Origin of the sequence: Clostridioides sp. ZZV14-6387, from assembly GCF_020657835.1 — a bacterium.
Lineage (GTDB): Bacteria > Bacillota > Clostridia > Peptostreptococcales > Peptostreptococcaceae > Clostridioides > Clostridioides difficile_A.
Map to the genome: position 1 here is coordinate 17,899 of NZ_JAGWCW010000038.1, position 15,069 is coordinate 32,967.

Below are 15,069 nucleotides of genomic sequence, written 5' to 3' on the forward strand. Positions count from 1 at the left end.
TTTGTATAGTTAGAAAGAATATATCATACTTATATTTATACTTCAACAGAGTCTTAAAAGTTTTAAAGTGAGTAGCACCAGTAAATATTTATATTATCTACAGATGCTACTTTTTGTGAGCTTTGTAGGGCTAGCACTAATTCTTTATAGGATTAGCAACTTATAAGATGAAATAATAACTATAGTGTAAAGTTGTTACTTTTCAAGATATGCTTTTAGGGCAAGCCCAATAAATTTTGATGCCCCATCTCCATATTTCTTATCATTAATTTCAATAAATGTAGGATTTGATATATAATTTTCAGACGTAATAGACCAATAGTTATCTCCCATATCAATACCATTATTAATTTTATTAGTAAAGGAAATTAGTTCTCCAACTAATTCTTGAATATCCAAAGATGTAACATCTTTACTTAGATTCTCTGTAAGTTTTTTTGTAATATCATCACTTTTTTTTATAAGGTTAAATACTTCTGCTTGGTCAATAGTAGAGCCATTAGATATAAAATTTTGAAGATTACTTTCCATAGCTTTTGTGTATTTTTCGATACTTCCATACTGTTTAGTTGCCATATCAGCTATTTTGTTTTCATTAGACTTCATTTCTGAAATCATTTCATCAAAGTTTTCAACACTTCCAAATTGCTTGATAATTCCATCAGTATGAGTTTCTTTGAACTCAGTTAATATACGAAAATATTCATCCATATTAAAATCTTTAAAATCCATACATTTTTCTCCTTTTATAAGTTTATCAAGTAACTCTAATAGAGCATTTAATCTATCCCTTTTTATTTGAATTAGTTCTCGTTGATTCTCAAATGTAGTAATCATATCAAATTTAGGATTTTCCATGATTACTTTAATTTCTTTTAATGTAAAATCAAGTTCTTTGAAAAATAGAATTTGTTGTAAAACTTCTAATGCTTTTTCATCATATAATCTATATCCAGCGCTCGTTATTTCTGTGGGTTTAAATAAATCAATTTCGTCATAAAACTGTAGAGTACGTATACTAATACCAGTTATCGAAGAAACCTGTTTTACTGTCATCATTTTAATTCACCTTCTTTCATACTCTGGTAATTGAGACATAGCTAATATTATATTTGCAAGAAATAGTATTTACTTATTAACTCTATCCCTAACTACCACTGTATACTATCACTATACGTGAGGGTCAATCTCTTTGTTATATTTTTTCTAAATAATATTAGGGATTTTACTAAGAATAATATGTTTTATTTTGGTTGTGATTTATGCTATGTATTTTATTGGAAAAGTAAAAGCTTGGTAATAAGGTATTCTAAAAATAAAGAGAAATGTAAGAAAAGATGGTATAGCTTTTAAGGCATATACCATCTTTTGTACTATAAAAATATACTTATAAAGTTTTATCGTGTTTTTCTAAAAATGTTAGATATTCTTCTTTAGTCATAACTGGAGTAAAGGCATCTAATATGTTTTTAGCATCTTTAGCATTATCAAAAAGAAGGTCTACAACTGTAAGTGCCATTGCTTTTGCAGGGATTATGTAAGCCAAATCTTCATCAACTATTTCAAAATCTCTTGTATGAAGAGCACCTTTTACACCGCCAATCATAGGATGAAGAGTAGGCATTATATGAGATACATCACCAAAATCAAAAGAACCTGTAAAGTCTCCACCATCAACAACTTTTCCCTCTAGACCTAAATCTTCAAGATTATTTTTAAATAAATTATCAAGATTTTTGTATCGTAATATTGGTAAGTAGCCAGGGATTTCAGTTATTTCGACCTCAGCTCCAACTGCCATTCCACCAGCCATTAAGGCTTTATTTATCCTTGAATTAGCATCAATCATACCGTTTATAGTTCTAGCTCTTACATATGATTCCATATGGACATCAGCAGGAACAACATTTACTATATCTCCACCTTTTGTGATGATAGGGTGGAATCTAACTCTTTCAGATTCTTTAAACGTTTCTCTAAGTGCGTTTACGTTGTTTATAGCAAGCATTGCTGCATTTAAAGCATTTATACCATCATGTGGAGCAGAACCAGCATGAGATTCTTTACCTATAAATTTAACTTTTTTTCCAACAAATCCATTACTCTCAGGACCTACTAAAGCTTTATCTTCCCCTAAGTCAGAAGAGTGAAACATCATAGATATGTCTATATCATCAAAATAACCTCTTTTTATTAACTCTTGTTTTCCACCAAAGTAAGTTATCTTTCCTTCTTTTTTTAATTGTTCTCTATATTCTAACTCAATAAATTCTTCAGCTGGAGTAGCCATAAAAGATACTTTACCATCTAGATGTTCTAAAACACCACTTTTTACTAGACCAACAGCTGCACCTAACATTCCAGCTATTTGAATATTGTGTCCACAAGTATGAGAAGCACCTATTTCATTAGCATCTTTATGTTCTTTACATGATATGCCATCCAATTCTCCAAGTATAGATATATGAGGGCCTTTTTTATTAGTATTTGCATCTGCCTTACATCCTGTTACGGCTATATTTTTTTCTACAGATAAGTTTAATTCTTGTTCAAAGAAGTTTGAAACAGCTTCTGTAGTTTTAAATTCTTTATATCCATACTCTGGATTTTTATATATTCCTTGACCTATTTTTAATATTTTTTCTCTATTTTCATCTATAGTTTTTATTACTAGAGATTTTAATTGTTCTTTATTCATAATAAATTCCTCCTATATTTTACCTTGAATACTTAAAACTATATGAGCTATACTCGCACATGCAAAGAATATAGTTGTGAAAACAATAAGTGATATTATAACTATTTTCCATGACATCTCTTTTAAAGATTCTATTTTATTTCCAACAGAAATTCCTGCAAAAGCTAGTAGTGGAGTAGTTATAGCCATAAAGTTAATATTATTAGTATTTGTTAAGAATACTTCAGATGTTGGGCTATATGGCATACTAAGTAAAAGACCTATTATAGTTGCAAATCCAAAAGCTGGAAATATTGATTTAGGAAATAAATCCTTTACAATCATAGCAGCCATAGCAGCTAATATTAACATAACCATTCCAGGAAGAGCTGTAACTATAGATGTACCCACGCTAATTCTTTGTCCTATAAGAATTATAACTCCAATGACAGACATAACCAATAATTGAAATGAACTTTTCTTCAAATTTAAATTAGCAAACATTTATTAGCACTCTCCTTCTGTTGTTTCAATTTCTTTAGTTTTTTTATTTCTAGAAAATTTAGGTTCTAAAATTTTATACATGAAATTAGTAAATGGTAAGGATACAAAAACTAAGAATATAATTCCTGTTATACTAGACATCATATTGCTTGTTGCTGCATAGGCAAGTATTGTATCTGCCATTTCAGGTGGAACCATAGTAGATAATGAACCAGCAGCGGCAGTCATCATACTTCCACTACCAACACCACAAGCCATTCCCAAAGCATATGGATGAAGACCACTATAAATAGAGACCGAACCTAGTACACTAAAGTATATAGTACCAAGAACTGTACCCATTAAATATGTGCCAAGTACACCACTACCTTCTGGAGAATTTATTCCATATTTCTCAGATATAACTCCTAAAGAAGGTTCACGGCTGATACTTGCAGTAGCTCCAACAGCTTCTCTTTTCATACCAAACATTAATGCAAGAGGTAATGCAACGATTGGTGCAAGTATATGACCAAATTCTTGAGCTATGAATGCTGGTCCAGCTTGAATTATCTTATCAATGTTTGGACCAACTGTAGTACCATACTTTATACCAAGCATTACTAGTGCAATTCCAACAACTTCTCCAGCAATATTTATTTCTTTTTCTCCAATGACTTTTTTAAGTGCTTTAATTTTTTTCCCTAATAAATCTGGTGTTATTATAAGTCCAATTATAACTGCGTAGAGCATAGGAAATAGTACTATAGAAGCTTTTCCAATAGCTATAGTTCTTTGCCCTATAAATTCACATATTACTACTAATATTAAGCAAGTTAAAAATACTTGAATAAAATGTTTTTTATTACTTTCCATGATTTCCTCCCCAAAAAGAATAAGTATTTTACTTATTTAAAATAAAAAATACGTTTTCTTAGATATAATACGTTTTCCTGTATATTATAAAAAATACCATTTTAAATAAGTTTCAGAAATGTCATTAACATGTCCTTAAATAAGGATAAAACAAAAATTTAACATTGTCAACGAAAAAAATGTAAAATATTGCATATTTTTCAATATATTGTAATATTATTCATTCCTAAAAAATTATTTAAATATTGTAGGAATAATAGATAAAAAGCTTTAAAATAAATAATATAAAACTAAGAAAGAGTAAATTGAAATTTTAAAATGAATAAAAGTATTTTAAGATTTGAATAAATATAAGACTTAAATTAACTATTAAAAGTTAGTACAACTAACTTAGATTAAATAATAATGATTCTAGTAGGTGGTAGTAAATGAAAATCAATAGATTAACAGAAATAATAGTAATACTTTTAAATAAGAAACTGGTAACTGCCAAAGAGTTGGCAGAGAGGTTTGAAGTTTCTACAAGAACTATATATAGAGATATAGAAACTCTATCTATGTCAGGAGTACCAGTATATATGACAAAAGGTAAGGGGGGAGGGATATCTTTAATAGAAGAATATTCTATAGATAAGACCATATTATCAAATGAAGATAAAGAGAGTTTGATAGTGGCGCTCAAAACCTTACAAGCAACAAAGTATCCAGAAATAAATTCAGTAGTAAATAAAATTGGTTCAATATTTGGAGAGCAGAACTTTGCAAATTGGATTGAAATAGATTTTACTGAATGGGGAAGTAATTTTAATGAAGATGACAAATTTACAAAAATAAAAGAAGCTATTTTAAGGCGTAATGCCATAAATTTTAATTATGTAAATAGCATGTCAAGTCAAACAAATAGAACTGTCGAACCTATGAAACTTATGTATAAGAGTAAGACTTGGTATTTATATGGATTTTGTAGATTAAAGGACGATTTTAGGATATTTAGAATTAGTAGAATAAAAAACTTAGTTGTGAAAGAAGAAGTGTTTTCAAGAAAGATAATAGAAGATGTATGTTTTGATGATTCTAAGGTGATTAAGGAAAATACTGTAACCCTGAAATTGAGATTTAAAGAGAAGATGCTTTTTAGAGTGTTTGATGATTTTAATAAAGATTTAATAACTAAAAACAAAGATAATACATATGATGTAATCGCTGAATTTCCTATTGGTGAGTGGATTTATGGTTATATTTTATCTTTTGGAGATAGTGTTGAAATACTTGAACCTAAAGAGGTTAGAGATAATGTAATAATTAGATTGAAAGGGTTATCTAAAATTTACTCATTATAATACTTTGATTAAAAGAATCATTTGAAATTTATTAATTGCAAAATATTTCACTAAGTCTAATTATATTAAAAATATGACATAAAGGTGTCGTATATTATAAGTTATAATTTAATTAAATAAATTTAATATTAAAATAGATTAATAAAAACAAAGTGAGGTATAAAGTATGGATTATGAAATAGTAAACATAAGTGAGAAAATAGTTGTAGGAATATCAAAAGAAACTACAAATCAAGATGGACAAGCAGTAAAAGATATAGGTGAGTCATGGAAGAGATTTATGGGAAAAGGTATATATAATTCTATAAAAGGTAAAAAGAATGAAAAGACAATAGGCTTATATACAGATTATCAAGGCGATTTTACAAATCCATATAACTTTGTTGCGTGTTGTGAAGTAAATAGTGATGCTGATAAAGATATCAATTTAGATGAATTAAATACTAATAATACTGTGGAAGAAATTGTTATAAGTAAAGTTATACCAGCAGGTAAGTATGCAAAATTTATTGTAGTAGGAGATATTCACAAAGCGATAGGAGATTTCTGGGCTGAATTTTGGCAAATGGATTTTGATAGAAATTATATAAGTGATTTTGAAGAATACCAAGGTAATACCTATGATTCTGATAAACATGAAATTCATATTTACATAGGAATAAACTAGATTTGCATTATATTGAGTATATGTAATTTTTTATTGACATATGTCAGATGGAGGGGTATTATAAATTGGTAAATGTTAGAGGCAAGACAATAGAGTGTTTGAAAATTTTATAGTTTTCATACATGAACTATAAAGGGGGATTTTCCTATGTTTGAATGTGCATTTATTTATGTTGCTAAAGGTCTTAATGCTGAGAAGCAAATAGCAGTTATTCCATCTGATACAATAAATATGAATGTTATTGGTGTGGAAAATTATGATGAAGCAGAAGTTGTAGCCAAAGAAATGGTAGAAAAGGGATGTACAGCTATTGAACTATGTGCTGGTTTTGGTAACGAGGGTATTTACAGAATTAAAAAAGTTGTTGGACCAAACGTTGCTGTGGGTGCAGTGAAATTCGATTTCCATCCAGCTTTTGGTTTTAAGAGTGGAGATGAAATGTTCTAATAATCAGTGCCTTTATATGAATAAAGATACATGGAGTAAATTAGAATGTTTGCATGATATTTTATTGAAAGTTGCTGATTGTAATAAATATGTTGAAGAATCAATATGTTTATTACAGTCAGTTTTATTGTTAATAACTATAAGCAGTAAGTCTATAAAAGATTTACTGCTTTTTTAGTACTTAAAAATATCAGTATTGATTTGAATCGTTGCTAATGATGTTAGGAAAATTGTAAATAAACACTTGTAAATATCATGATTTAAATTGTAACTTTCAACGTGAAAAAGAAAAAAATTGTAAGTACAGACTATAATAACATTTTTGAATTTATGAATAAACAATTAAAAAAATTATAGAAAAATAATGTATAAAGCTAAACACAATTTAATCGATAATACATATATAGAAATACAATTAAGTAATTAAATAACCATTTCTTGGATGTTAAGCAAGTTAGAAATTATATAGTAAAGAAGCAAATAAACCTGTAATTTAATATTTTAAGTAGCATGAGAAGCATTTTTCGTTTTTTATAGATTACAACTTTAGCAGATTATAAAAATAAATCTACAAAAATAATTTTAATGAATCTGAAAAAAAAATTTTATATGAATATAAAAAAACATAAGGTTATTCTATCTTTATTTGATTACTTCTGACAACTTTTTATGTTTTGTACAATTATATTTTTATTAACTCGTCAAAATGCCAAACATATATTACAATATATATATAAGTTTTTTAATTGACAAATTGTGTTAATATAATTGAATATAATATGGCATAAATAATTACTTTTATTTATCAATGAAATGTATTTATTATGTAGCGAAAAATAGTCAGATAGTATAGACAATATTTGAAATAAAAGCATTTATTGTTGTACATATGGAGGAGTTAGTTTTATGGAAAATAAAATTTTGATAGTAGATGATGCTATTTTTATGAGAATGATGATTAAAGAAGCTCTGAGTAAAAGTGGCTATGGAAATTTAGTAGAAGCAAATGATGGAGAAGAAGCTTGTAATATATTTAAAGATGAAAAGCCTGATTTGATGTTACTTGACATTACAATGCCAAAAAAAGATGGTTTAGAGGTGTTGAAAGAAATAAAAAAGTTAGATTCAAATGCTAAGGTGGTGATGTGTTCTGCAATAGGACAAGAAAATATGATTGTAGAAGCTATAAAACTAGGAGCACTAGACTTTATAGTGAAGCCCTTTAAAACAGATACATTAATCAAAGTTGTGCAAAATGCTTTAAAGTAAAAATGTAAATACACACTGATATAGTGAAAGGTACATAAATGAAATAATTAAAGGGAGGGGTTTATATTATAAATTATTTAGAACTTGATGATGCTCATATAGATGCTCTTAGAGAAATTGGTAATATAGGCTCTGGGAATGCAATCACTGCACTTGCATCCATGATAAATAGTAATATAGAAGTATTAATACCAATGGTAAATATACTTGAATATAATGAAGCAACAAATTTGCTTGGTGGTCCAGAAAATAAAGTAGTATGCATTTTACTAGATATGAAAGGCGATATTAATGGAATGTTTATGTTTTTGTTGGATGAATCAATCACCCAACTTATGTTAAATTCTCTTTTTAATAAAGAAGAGTCGGTTTTGGATGAGATTGAAGGTATTGAAATTTCAGCAATTAAAGAAATAGGAAATATTATGGCAAGTTCATATGTAAATGCTATGGCATCTATGTTAGATATGACCATAAGTATTTCAGTTCCAGATATGTGTATAGATATGGTTGGAGCTGTCCTAAATGTACCTATGATAAGGTTTTCAGATGTTGGTGACCAAATTTTATTTATAGAAAATAAGTTCAAAATGAGTGATAATTATTTTACTAGTCACATATTGATGATTCCAGAAATGAGCTCACTTAAAGAAATATTGGTGAGATTGGGATTAAAAGTATGAATAGAGAGATAGTAGTAAACATTGCAGATATGAAGATAGCCTGTAAACCAAATGTTTTGGTTACATATGCACTTGGTTCTTGTGTAGGAGTATGCTTGATAGATAAAATAGCAGGAATTGGTGGAATGTTACATGTTATGTTGCCATATAGTAAAGATGCTATTAACATTGAAAATAAATACAAATTTGCAGACACAGGAATAAATGAGCTTATTAAATCTATGGAACATATAGGTGCAAACAGAATGTATATAAAAGCAAAAATTGCTGGTGGAGCTCAAATGTTTTTAGGAAACAGCAATTCATCGATTGCAAGCATAGGGCATAGAAATGTTGAAGCAGTAAAAAAAACACTCTTAGGATTACATATTCCAATAGTAGCAGAAGACACAGGTATGAATTATGGACGAACAATACGTTTTTGCACTGAAACAGGCGAATTGATTGTAGATTCAATAAATAAAGGTAAAAAGAAAATATAATGTAGATTTTATAGAGAGTAGATTTTAGAGGGGAGGAATTAAATGAGATTTCCAGATGACCCATATTTAGATTATAGGCTAGCTGATGAGGGAATTAAATATCTAAAATTTAAAGTAGATGAACAAGACTTCGGTGTTGAGATTGAAAAGGTCGTAGAAATTGTTGGAAATCAAGAAATTATATTTATTCCAGAACTCCCAACATATTCTAAAGGTATAATAAATTTAAGAGGTAAAATTATTCCAATAATAGATATGCGTTTGAGACTTAAAAAAAATGATTTAATAGTTGCTAACTGCATGTATATAATAGTAGTCGAAGTAAAGGATTTATCAGTAGGATTTATAGTTGATAAAGTTGATGAGATAATAAGCTTAGAAGAAAGTCAAATTTCTCCACCACCAAGAGTTACTTTTGAGTATTCAGATTATTTTGTAAGTGGTATTGGAGAGATAGAGAGTAAAATAATTACCTTACTAGATTTAGAGAAACTTTTGACAGATAAAGAAGAAATTTTAATAGATGAAGTAGTTAATAAATATAATTGCACTATCATGTAGCACAGGGATATAATTAGAAGGTTATTATAAAGAGATTGTAATGGGAACATTTGGGGATGTAGTGGTATACTTATTAAGTATAAGAAATTTAAATTACTAGAATTTTAATATATTATGTTTAAGAGAGGTTCGTATATGGAAAATAAGCAACAAGGAACAATTTTAGTCGTTGATGATAGTGTCCTAATGTGTGATTTAATAGATAAAACACTTACAAAAGATAATTTTAAGGTGAAAAAAGCATTTAATGCAATAGAAGCAAAAGAGTTTATTGAAGAATATATACCAGATATTATTTTACTTGATATAATTTTACCAGACAACTCTGGATTTGATTTTTGTAAGGAAGTAAAATCTAATTTTCGCACAGCAGATATACCTATAATATTTATAACTTCAAAAAATGCAGATACGGATATAGTAAAGGGATTTGGTGTAGGTGCAATAGATTATATGGTGAAGCCTTTTAGTATGACAGAATTAAAAGCTCGTATTATGGCTCATCTTGAAGTAAAGAAATCTCAAGATAAATTAAAAAAGATAAATAATGAGCTGGAGTCTTCTCTTGAAAAATTGAATAGACTCGTTGTGAGAGATTATCTTACAGGTCTTTATAATAGAAGACATATAATTAATCAACTTATGGAACAAAGAAGAATTAATAAGTATAATGAGGCGACAATATCTCTTATTCTAGGCGATATTGATGATTTCAAAGTTATTAATGATACTTATGGTCACGAAGCAGGTGATTTTGTATTGACAGTAATATCAAGTATAATAAAAAAGAATTGTAGACAGGTTGATACTGTATCAAGATGGGGTGGAGAAGAGTTTTTGATAATGCTTACAAATACTTCAATGGAAGGTGCCAAAATTCTTTCAGAAAGAATTCGCAAAGAAATAAAAGACTTTGAATTTAACTATAAAGAAAACAAAATAAGATGTACTATTACATTGGGGGTAGTAGAAGTAAACTCAAATATATCATTAGAAGAAAACATATCCTTAGCAGATAAAGCGATGTATGAGGGCAAAAACTTAGGAAAAGATTGTAGTGTAGTGAGTACAATGAAAGGATTAAAAAGGATATAAATTAATATCTTAATAAACTTACTTTATAAAGGAGTAGAGGTATGAAAAGAGAAGTAAAGCTTTCTAAATTAGCAATTGTATTGCTGATTATTATAGTAATGGCTGTTCTAGCAGGCATTTTTTCTTCAATTTCATCTTATAAAGCATTTGAGAAAGTGGAAAAAAGCATTAATGATATGAATAATTTGAGAACTCAAAGCCAGTATATAAAAGATACGACAAGAGAAGTAAGTGATGTATTAAGAAGATATGTCTTTACGGGTGATAAAAAAGATAAAGATACTTATGAAAAAGAGTTGTATGGAAAAACAAGAGAGTCAGCTTTAAATAAATTAGAAAGAATTGGTCTTACAAAAAGTGAATCAAATAAAATCTTAGAAGCAAAAGAAATATCTGATTCTTTGGTGCCAAGAGAACAAAGTGCTATAAAAGCAGTTGAAAATAATGATAAGAGCTTGGCACAGAGTATAATTTTTGGCAGTGAATATATAAACTCTCAAGAAAGAATGGATTCTTTAATAAATGAATTTCAAGAGAATATAGCTAATCGTTCAAATGCTGAAATTATAGAAGTTAAAAAAGAATTACAAAGCTTAATATTGAGAACAATATTTATACTTTCTCTACTAATAATACTGACAATAATAGAATATACAGTAATAAAATTAAAAATAGTAATTCCTATTAATAAAGTAGAAAAACACTTTTCAAGAATTGCATCTGGAGACTTAAGAACAAGTATAGATGTTGAAGAAAGTAAATCTGAAATAGGGATGTTGGTTGGTTCTGTTAAAAAGATGCAAAGTATGCTTTTAAATTATATAGACCTTATAGATAGTACATTAACTAGTATTGCAAAAGGAGATTTAAGAGTAGAGATAGACCAAGAATTTATAGGAGATTTTGAATCAATCAAAACATCATTAGAAAGTATAATAAACTCTTTTAATAGTGATTTTTCTGAAATAAATTTATCGGCAGAACAAGTTGCAAGTGCATCAGAACAAGTAGCAGCAGGTGCTCAAGCTCTTTCACAAGGGGCTACAGAACAAGCAAGTTCAGTGGAAGAATTAGCTTCTACAATCAATGAAATATCAGATGGAATTAAGAAGTGTGCAGATAGTGCTAGTCTTGCATGTGAAGTGTCTGACCAATCAGCACAACAAGTTAGTTTTGGAAGCAGATGTATGGATGATATGATGACTTCAATGGGTGAAATAAGTGAAAAATCCAGTGAAATATCAAAAATAATCAAAACAATAGATGAGATAGCTTTTCAAACCAATATTCTTGCATTAAATGCAGCTGTTGAAGCAGCAAGAGCAGGTCAATATGGTAGAGGATTCGCAGTTGTAGCAGATGAGGTTAGGTCTTTAGCTGGTAAAAGTGCAAAAGCAGCTCAAAATACTGCAATTCTTATAGAAGAGGCCATTAAGACAGTAGAAAATGGTGTTAAAATTGCCAAAGAGACTGCAAAGGCTTTGGATTTAGTGGTGAATGGTGTAGAAAAAACTACTGATTATATTAATGGAATTTCTTCATCTGTACATAGCCAAGAAATAGCAATTACACAGATTTTATCTGGAATAGAGCAAATTTCTATAGTAGTCCAAATGAACTCAGCAACAGCAGAGGAAAGTGCAGCAGCCTCAGAAGAGATGTCAGCTCAAGCACAAATTTTAAAAGAATTAGTAGAAAAATTTCATCTAAAGGAAAATGAGATAAAAGAATCATCATGGATTTAAATTATAAGATGTTATAGATAGTGTAAAATTATAACGTAAAATAGAAAATTATTTGTAGGCCGTAGGTGATAAATATGAATTATATTGAGCCGAGTATGAGACCAATGTTAGATATGTTTATATTTGAGACAAGTCTATTACTTGAACAGTTAGATGAAATTATGATTCAAATAGAAAAAGAAAAAGTGTTTAGTTACAGCAATATCAATGAAACATTTAGAATAATGCATACAATAAAGGGTTCAGCTTCTATGATGGGATTAGACAACATAGCTGCTTTAGCACATAGTGTAGAAGATTTATTTTATGTCATACGTGAAGAAAAGATAGAAGTTTTAGATAATGACTTTTTATTTGACTTGGTTTTTCAAGCTTTGGATTTTATAAGATGTGATATAGGTAAGTTGCAGTCAGGAGATTGCATATCTTCTGATTACTCTAACTTTATAGAAATAATCAAAGATTATGTAGGTACTTTGGAGTTATCAACTTCTATGGAATCAAAAAATAACACAAGCTTAGAAAGCACAGATGATAAAGAAATAATAGATTCAGTTTTTTCATACAAAGAAAATTCTGATATAGTAAAAATAATCTTTGAGCAAGATTGTATGATGGAAAATGTAAGAGCTTTTATGCTTATATTTGAACTTAGAGACTACTGTGAATTTATAGAATTTTATCCTAAAGATGTGGAAACAAATACAGAGTCAGCAGAATATATTAAAAAGGATGGGTTTTATATACAGTTTATTGCTAAAGATGACAAGAGTATAGTTTATAGAACTATACAAGATAATCTCTATGTAAAAGAATATATAAATATTAGTGAAGAAGATGTAGAAGTAAAAAGAACGCAAGATAATGATGAAATAGAAAATAAATTAAAAGACAATCAGGAAATAGGTATAGAATATCAAAATACTTATACAACGGAAGATGAGCTACAAGAAAGTATTTTAAAAGAAAAGATAGATGCAGAAAAATATAATCTAAATGATGAAAATGAGCATTTGCCAATAAATAAACAGAATATTATGAGTGTAAATTTAGAAAAATTAGATTTACTTCAAAATATAGTTGGAGAAATTGTAATTATGGAATCAATGGTTGTAAATAGTGTAAATTCTACAGGTGTTGATATAGACAATTTCAATAAAGCAACAAGACAATTGCATAAGCTTACAGATGAATTACAGGATATAGTAATGTCGATGCGTATGATTCAAATTTCTGGTGTATTTCAAAAGATGCATAGAATTGTACGAGATATGAATAAAAAATTAGATAAAAATGTAGAGCTAATAACCATAGGTGCAGAAACAGAAGTAGATAAAAATGTAATCGATAATTTAGCAGAGCCATTTATGCACCTTATAAGAAATGCTATGGACCATGCAATAGAACCTATTGAAGAGCGTATAGCAAAAGGCAAAGAAGAAGTGGGAAAGATAGTTCTATCTGCTGAAAACTTAGGTGGAGAAGCTGTAATAAGTATTGCAGATGATGGTAGAGGTCTTATGAAAGACAAGATTTTAGCAAAAGCCAAGGAGCAAGGTATACTTAAACATTCAAGTAATGAATATACTGATGACGAGGTCAATTCTTTGATTATGACTCCAGGATTTTCTACAAAAGAATCCATAACTGAGTTTTCTGGTAGGGGAGTAGGCATGGATATTGTCCAAAAAAGTATTGAAAAGGTTGGAGGTTCAATTGAAGTAAAAAGCAAACAAGATGAAGGAACAACATTTACTATGAAAATACCACTGACTCTTTCTATAGTAGAAGGTATGGAGTTTAAAGTTGGAGATTCGCTGTTTACTTTACCAATATCATCAATAAGGAGAACATTTAAACTTACAGATTTAAACCAAATAGTTACAGAAGGTAATACAAGAGAACTAATTATGATATATGGAGCATGTATTCCTATTATAAGGTTGCATAAAGTATATAATATTCAGACAGATGTAACTAACTTAATGCATGGGAATATGATAATTATTGAAAATGAGCAGAAAGCGGCATGTATTTTCGTTGATGAAATAATAGGAAATCAACAGGTTGTCGTAAAGCCATTTCCAGTTTATTTTAATAGATTCAATATGAAAAGCAATGGATTATCAGGATGTACAATACTTGGAGATGGAAGTATAAGCTTGATTATAGATGCAGATAACATTATGGAAATATATTAGGGGATTTAAAAGTATGTCTAAAGATGAAATTATTAAACAAGTATTAACATTTTATGTTAATGATGTTATTTATGGAATAGAATTAGAAAATGTGATTGAGACTATAAGATTTCAATCAATAACATGTGTACCATGTCTTCCAGAGTATATAATCGGAGTTATTAATTTACGTGGAAGGATAATACCTGTTATTAATATGCATATAAAATACAATCTTCCTGAGACTGATTATAATGAGAGAACATGTATAATAATTACAAAGGTTGATGAGTATCAAGTTGGAATTATTGTAGATAAAGTTGTCGATGTTATCCCTATAGAAAAGATAAATCTATTAGAGACAACTGATTCTAACAACATAAATACGAATAAAGATATAAAAGAAATTGCAAAAGTTGGAGATAATTCTATACTAATTTTAGATATTCGAAAGTTTTTGATTAACAACATGTAGTCAGTTTTGATAAAAAAATAGCTACGCACACTTGTGACTTTAGTCGTGAGTTAGTAGCTAAAATAGTCAGCATATAGGGAAACTTATAT

General features: G+C 28.5%; 16 protein-coding genes. 12 read left to right on the forward strand and 4 right to left on the reverse strand.

The genetic code is table 11. The features are described from left to right. Window positions 1-195: 195 nt before the first annotated feature. The 4 genes from KGF38_RS18140 to KGF38_RS18155 form a co-directional block, all read right to left on the reverse strand. On the reverse strand, window positions 196-1,059 hold the full coding sequence (locus KGF38_RS18140; RefSeq protein ID WP_054269048.1) for a MerR family transcriptional regulator: 864 nt from the start codon (window positions 1,057-1,059) through the stop codon (window positions 196-198). Window positions 1,060-1,387: 328 nt separating this feature from the next. Then, a complete protein-coding gene (locus KGF38_RS18145; RefSeq protein ID WP_054269049.1) occupies window positions 1,388-2,698 on the reverse strand; it encodes a M20 family metallopeptidase in 1,311 nt (436 codons plus the stop codon). Window positions 2,699-2,710: 12 nt separating this feature from the next. Beyond that, window positions 2,711-3,181 (reverse strand): hypothetical protein, encoded by a 471-nt coding sequence (locus KGF38_RS18150; protein ID WP_074180019.1) that lies wholly within the window; start codon window positions 3,179-3,181, stop codon window positions 2,711-2,713. Between the two features lie 3 nt (window positions 3,182-3,184). Beyond that, a complete protein-coding gene (locus KGF38_RS18155; protein WP_054275822.1) occupies window positions 3,185-4,036 on the reverse strand; it encodes a DUF3100 domain-containing protein in 852 nt (283 codons plus the stop codon). A 428-nt stretch (window positions 4,037-4,464) separates the two neighbouring features. Here KGF38_RS18155 and KGF38_RS18160 point away from each other — a divergent pair, with 428 nt between their 5' ends. The 12 genes from KGF38_RS18160 to KGF38_RS18215 all read left to right on the forward strand — a co-directional run bounded on the left by KGF38_RS18160 (window position 4,465) and on the right by KGF38_RS18215 (window position 14,980). Further along, window positions 4,465-5,376: a helix-turn-helix transcriptional regulator gene (locus KGF38_RS18160; protein ID WP_223152750.1), complete on the forward strand. Its 912-nt coding sequence runs from the start codon at window positions 4,465-4,467 to the stop codon at window positions 5,374-5,376. 166 nt (window positions 5,377-5,542) lie between these two features. Beyond that, the gene (locus KGF38_RS18165) at window positions 5,543-6,043 is read left to right on the forward strand and encodes a GyrI-like domain-containing protein (protein WP_054269052.1); all 501 of its coding nucleotides are present in this window, start codon (window positions 5,543-5,545) and stop codon (window positions 6,041-6,043) included. Between the two features lie 147 nt (window positions 6,044-6,190). Then, a complete protein-coding gene (locus tag KGF38_RS18170; RefSeq protein WP_227832619.1) occupies window positions 6,191-6,490 on the forward strand; it encodes a DUF6506 family protein in 300 nt (99 codons plus the stop codon). A 16-nt stretch (window positions 6,491-6,506) separates the two neighbouring features. Beyond that, window positions 6,507-6,668, forward strand: a complete 162-nt coding sequence (locus KGF38_RS18175) for a hypothetical protein (protein ID WP_153885234.1) — start codon at window positions 6,507-6,509, stop codon at window positions 6,666-6,668. Between the two features lie 728 nt (window positions 6,669-7,396). Beyond that, window positions 7,397-7,759 (forward strand): response regulator, encoded by a 363-nt coding sequence (locus KGF38_RS18180; protein WP_223152748.1) that lies wholly within the window; start codon window positions 7,397-7,399, stop codon window positions 7,757-7,759. Window positions 7,760-7,857: 98 nt separating this feature from the next. Next, complete coding sequence (locus tag KGF38_RS20635; protein WP_227832620.1) at window positions 7,858-8,442, forward strand: chemotaxis protein CheC; 585 nt, start codon at window positions 7,858-7,860, stop codon at window positions 8,440-8,442. Then, the gene (locus KGF38_RS18190) at window positions 8,439-8,924 is read left to right on the forward strand and encodes a chemotaxis protein CheD (RefSeq protein WP_054269057.1); all 486 of its coding nucleotides are present in this window, start codon (window positions 8,439-8,441) and stop codon (window positions 8,922-8,924) included. Before KGF38_RS20635 ends, KGF38_RS18190 begins: the two co-directional genes overlap by 4 nt. 42 nt (window positions 8,925-8,966) lie before the next feature. After that, complete coding sequence (locus tag KGF38_RS18195; protein WP_054269058.1) at window positions 8,967-9,485, forward strand: chemotaxis protein CheW; 519 nt, start codon at window positions 8,967-8,969, stop codon at window positions 9,483-9,485. A 135-nt stretch (window positions 9,486-9,620) separates the two neighbouring features. After that, entirely contained in the window at window positions 9,621-10,580 is a 960-nt protein-coding gene (locus tag KGF38_RS18200) for a diguanylate cyclase (RefSeq protein ID WP_054269059.1), read from the forward strand. A gap of 41 nt (window positions 10,581-10,621) precedes the next feature. Next, a complete protein-coding gene (locus tag KGF38_RS18205) occupies window positions 10,622-12,325 on the forward strand; it encodes a methyl-accepting chemotaxis protein (protein WP_054269060.1) in 1,704 nt (567 codons plus the stop codon). A gap of 74 nt (window positions 12,326-12,399) precedes the next feature. Beyond that, window positions 12,400-14,526 (forward strand): chemotaxis protein CheA, encoded by a 2,127-nt coding sequence (locus tag KGF38_RS18210; RefSeq protein WP_176702553.1) that lies wholly within the window; start codon window positions 12,400-12,402, stop codon window positions 14,524-14,526. 13 nt (window positions 14,527-14,539) lie between these two features. Then, complete coding sequence (locus KGF38_RS18215; protein WP_054275828.1) at window positions 14,540-14,980, forward strand: chemotaxis protein CheW; 441 nt, start codon at window positions 14,540-14,542, stop codon at window positions 14,978-14,980. Window positions 14,981-15,069: the final 89 nt, after the last annotated feature.

Excerpts from the sequence above, each read along its gene's own strand:
- KGF38_RS18145 (WP_054269049.1), bottom strand. The coding sequence starts at position 2,698 with ATGAATAAAGAACAATTAAAATCTCTAGTAATAAAAACTATAGATGAA.
- KGF38_RS18160 (WP_223152750.1), top strand. The coding sequence starts at position 4,465 with ATGAAAATCAATAGATTAACAGAAATAATAGTAATACTTTTAAATAAG.
- KGF38_RS18190 (WP_054269057.1), top strand. The coding sequence starts at position 8,439 with ATGAATAGAGAGATAGTAGTAAACATTGCAGATATGAAGATAGCCTGT.
- KGF38_RS18155 (WP_054275822.1), bottom strand. The coding sequence starts at position 4,036 with ATGGAAAGTAATAAAAAACATTTTATTCAAGTATTTTTAACTTGCTTA.
- KGF38_RS18215 (WP_054275828.1), top strand. The coding sequence starts at position 14,540 with ATGTCTAAAGATGAAATTATTAAACAAGTATTAACATTTTATGTTAAT.
- KGF38_RS18175 (WP_153885234.1), top strand. The coding sequence starts at position 6,507 with ATGAATAAAGATACATGGAGTAAATTAGAATGTTTGCATGATATTTTA.
- KGF38_RS18180 (WP_223152748.1), top strand. The coding sequence starts at position 7,397 with ATGGAAAATAAAATTTTGATAGTAGATGATGCTATTTTTATGAGAATG.
- KGF38_RS18195 (WP_054269058.1), top strand. The coding sequence starts at position 8,967 with ATGAGATTTCCAGATGACCCATATTTAGATTATAGGCTAGCTGATGAG.
- KGF38_RS18140 (WP_054269048.1), bottom strand. The coding sequence starts at position 1,059 with ATGATGACAGTAAAACAGGTTTCTTCGATAACTGGTATTAGTATACGT.
- KGF38_RS18150 (WP_074180019.1), bottom strand. The coding sequence starts at position 3,181 with ATGTTTGCTAATTTAAATTTGAAGAAAAGTTCATTTCAATTATTGGTT.
- KGF38_RS18210 (WP_176702553.1), top strand. The coding sequence starts at position 12,400 with ATGAATTATATTGAGCCGAGTATGAGACCAATGTTAGATATGTTTATA.
- KGF38_RS18170 (WP_227832619.1), top strand. The coding sequence starts at position 6,191 with ATGTTTGAATGTGCATTTATTTATGTTGCTAAAGGTCTTAATGCTGAG.
- KGF38_RS18200 (WP_054269059.1), top strand. The coding sequence starts at position 9,621 with ATGGAAAATAAGCAACAAGGAACAATTTTAGTCGTTGATGATAGTGTC.
- KGF38_RS18205 (WP_054269060.1), top strand. The coding sequence starts at position 10,622 with ATGAAAAGAGAAGTAAAGCTTTCTAAATTAGCAATTGTATTGCTGATT.
- KGF38_RS18165 (WP_054269052.1), top strand. The coding sequence starts at position 5,543 with ATGGATTATGAAATAGTAAACATAAGTGAGAAAATAGTTGTAGGAATA.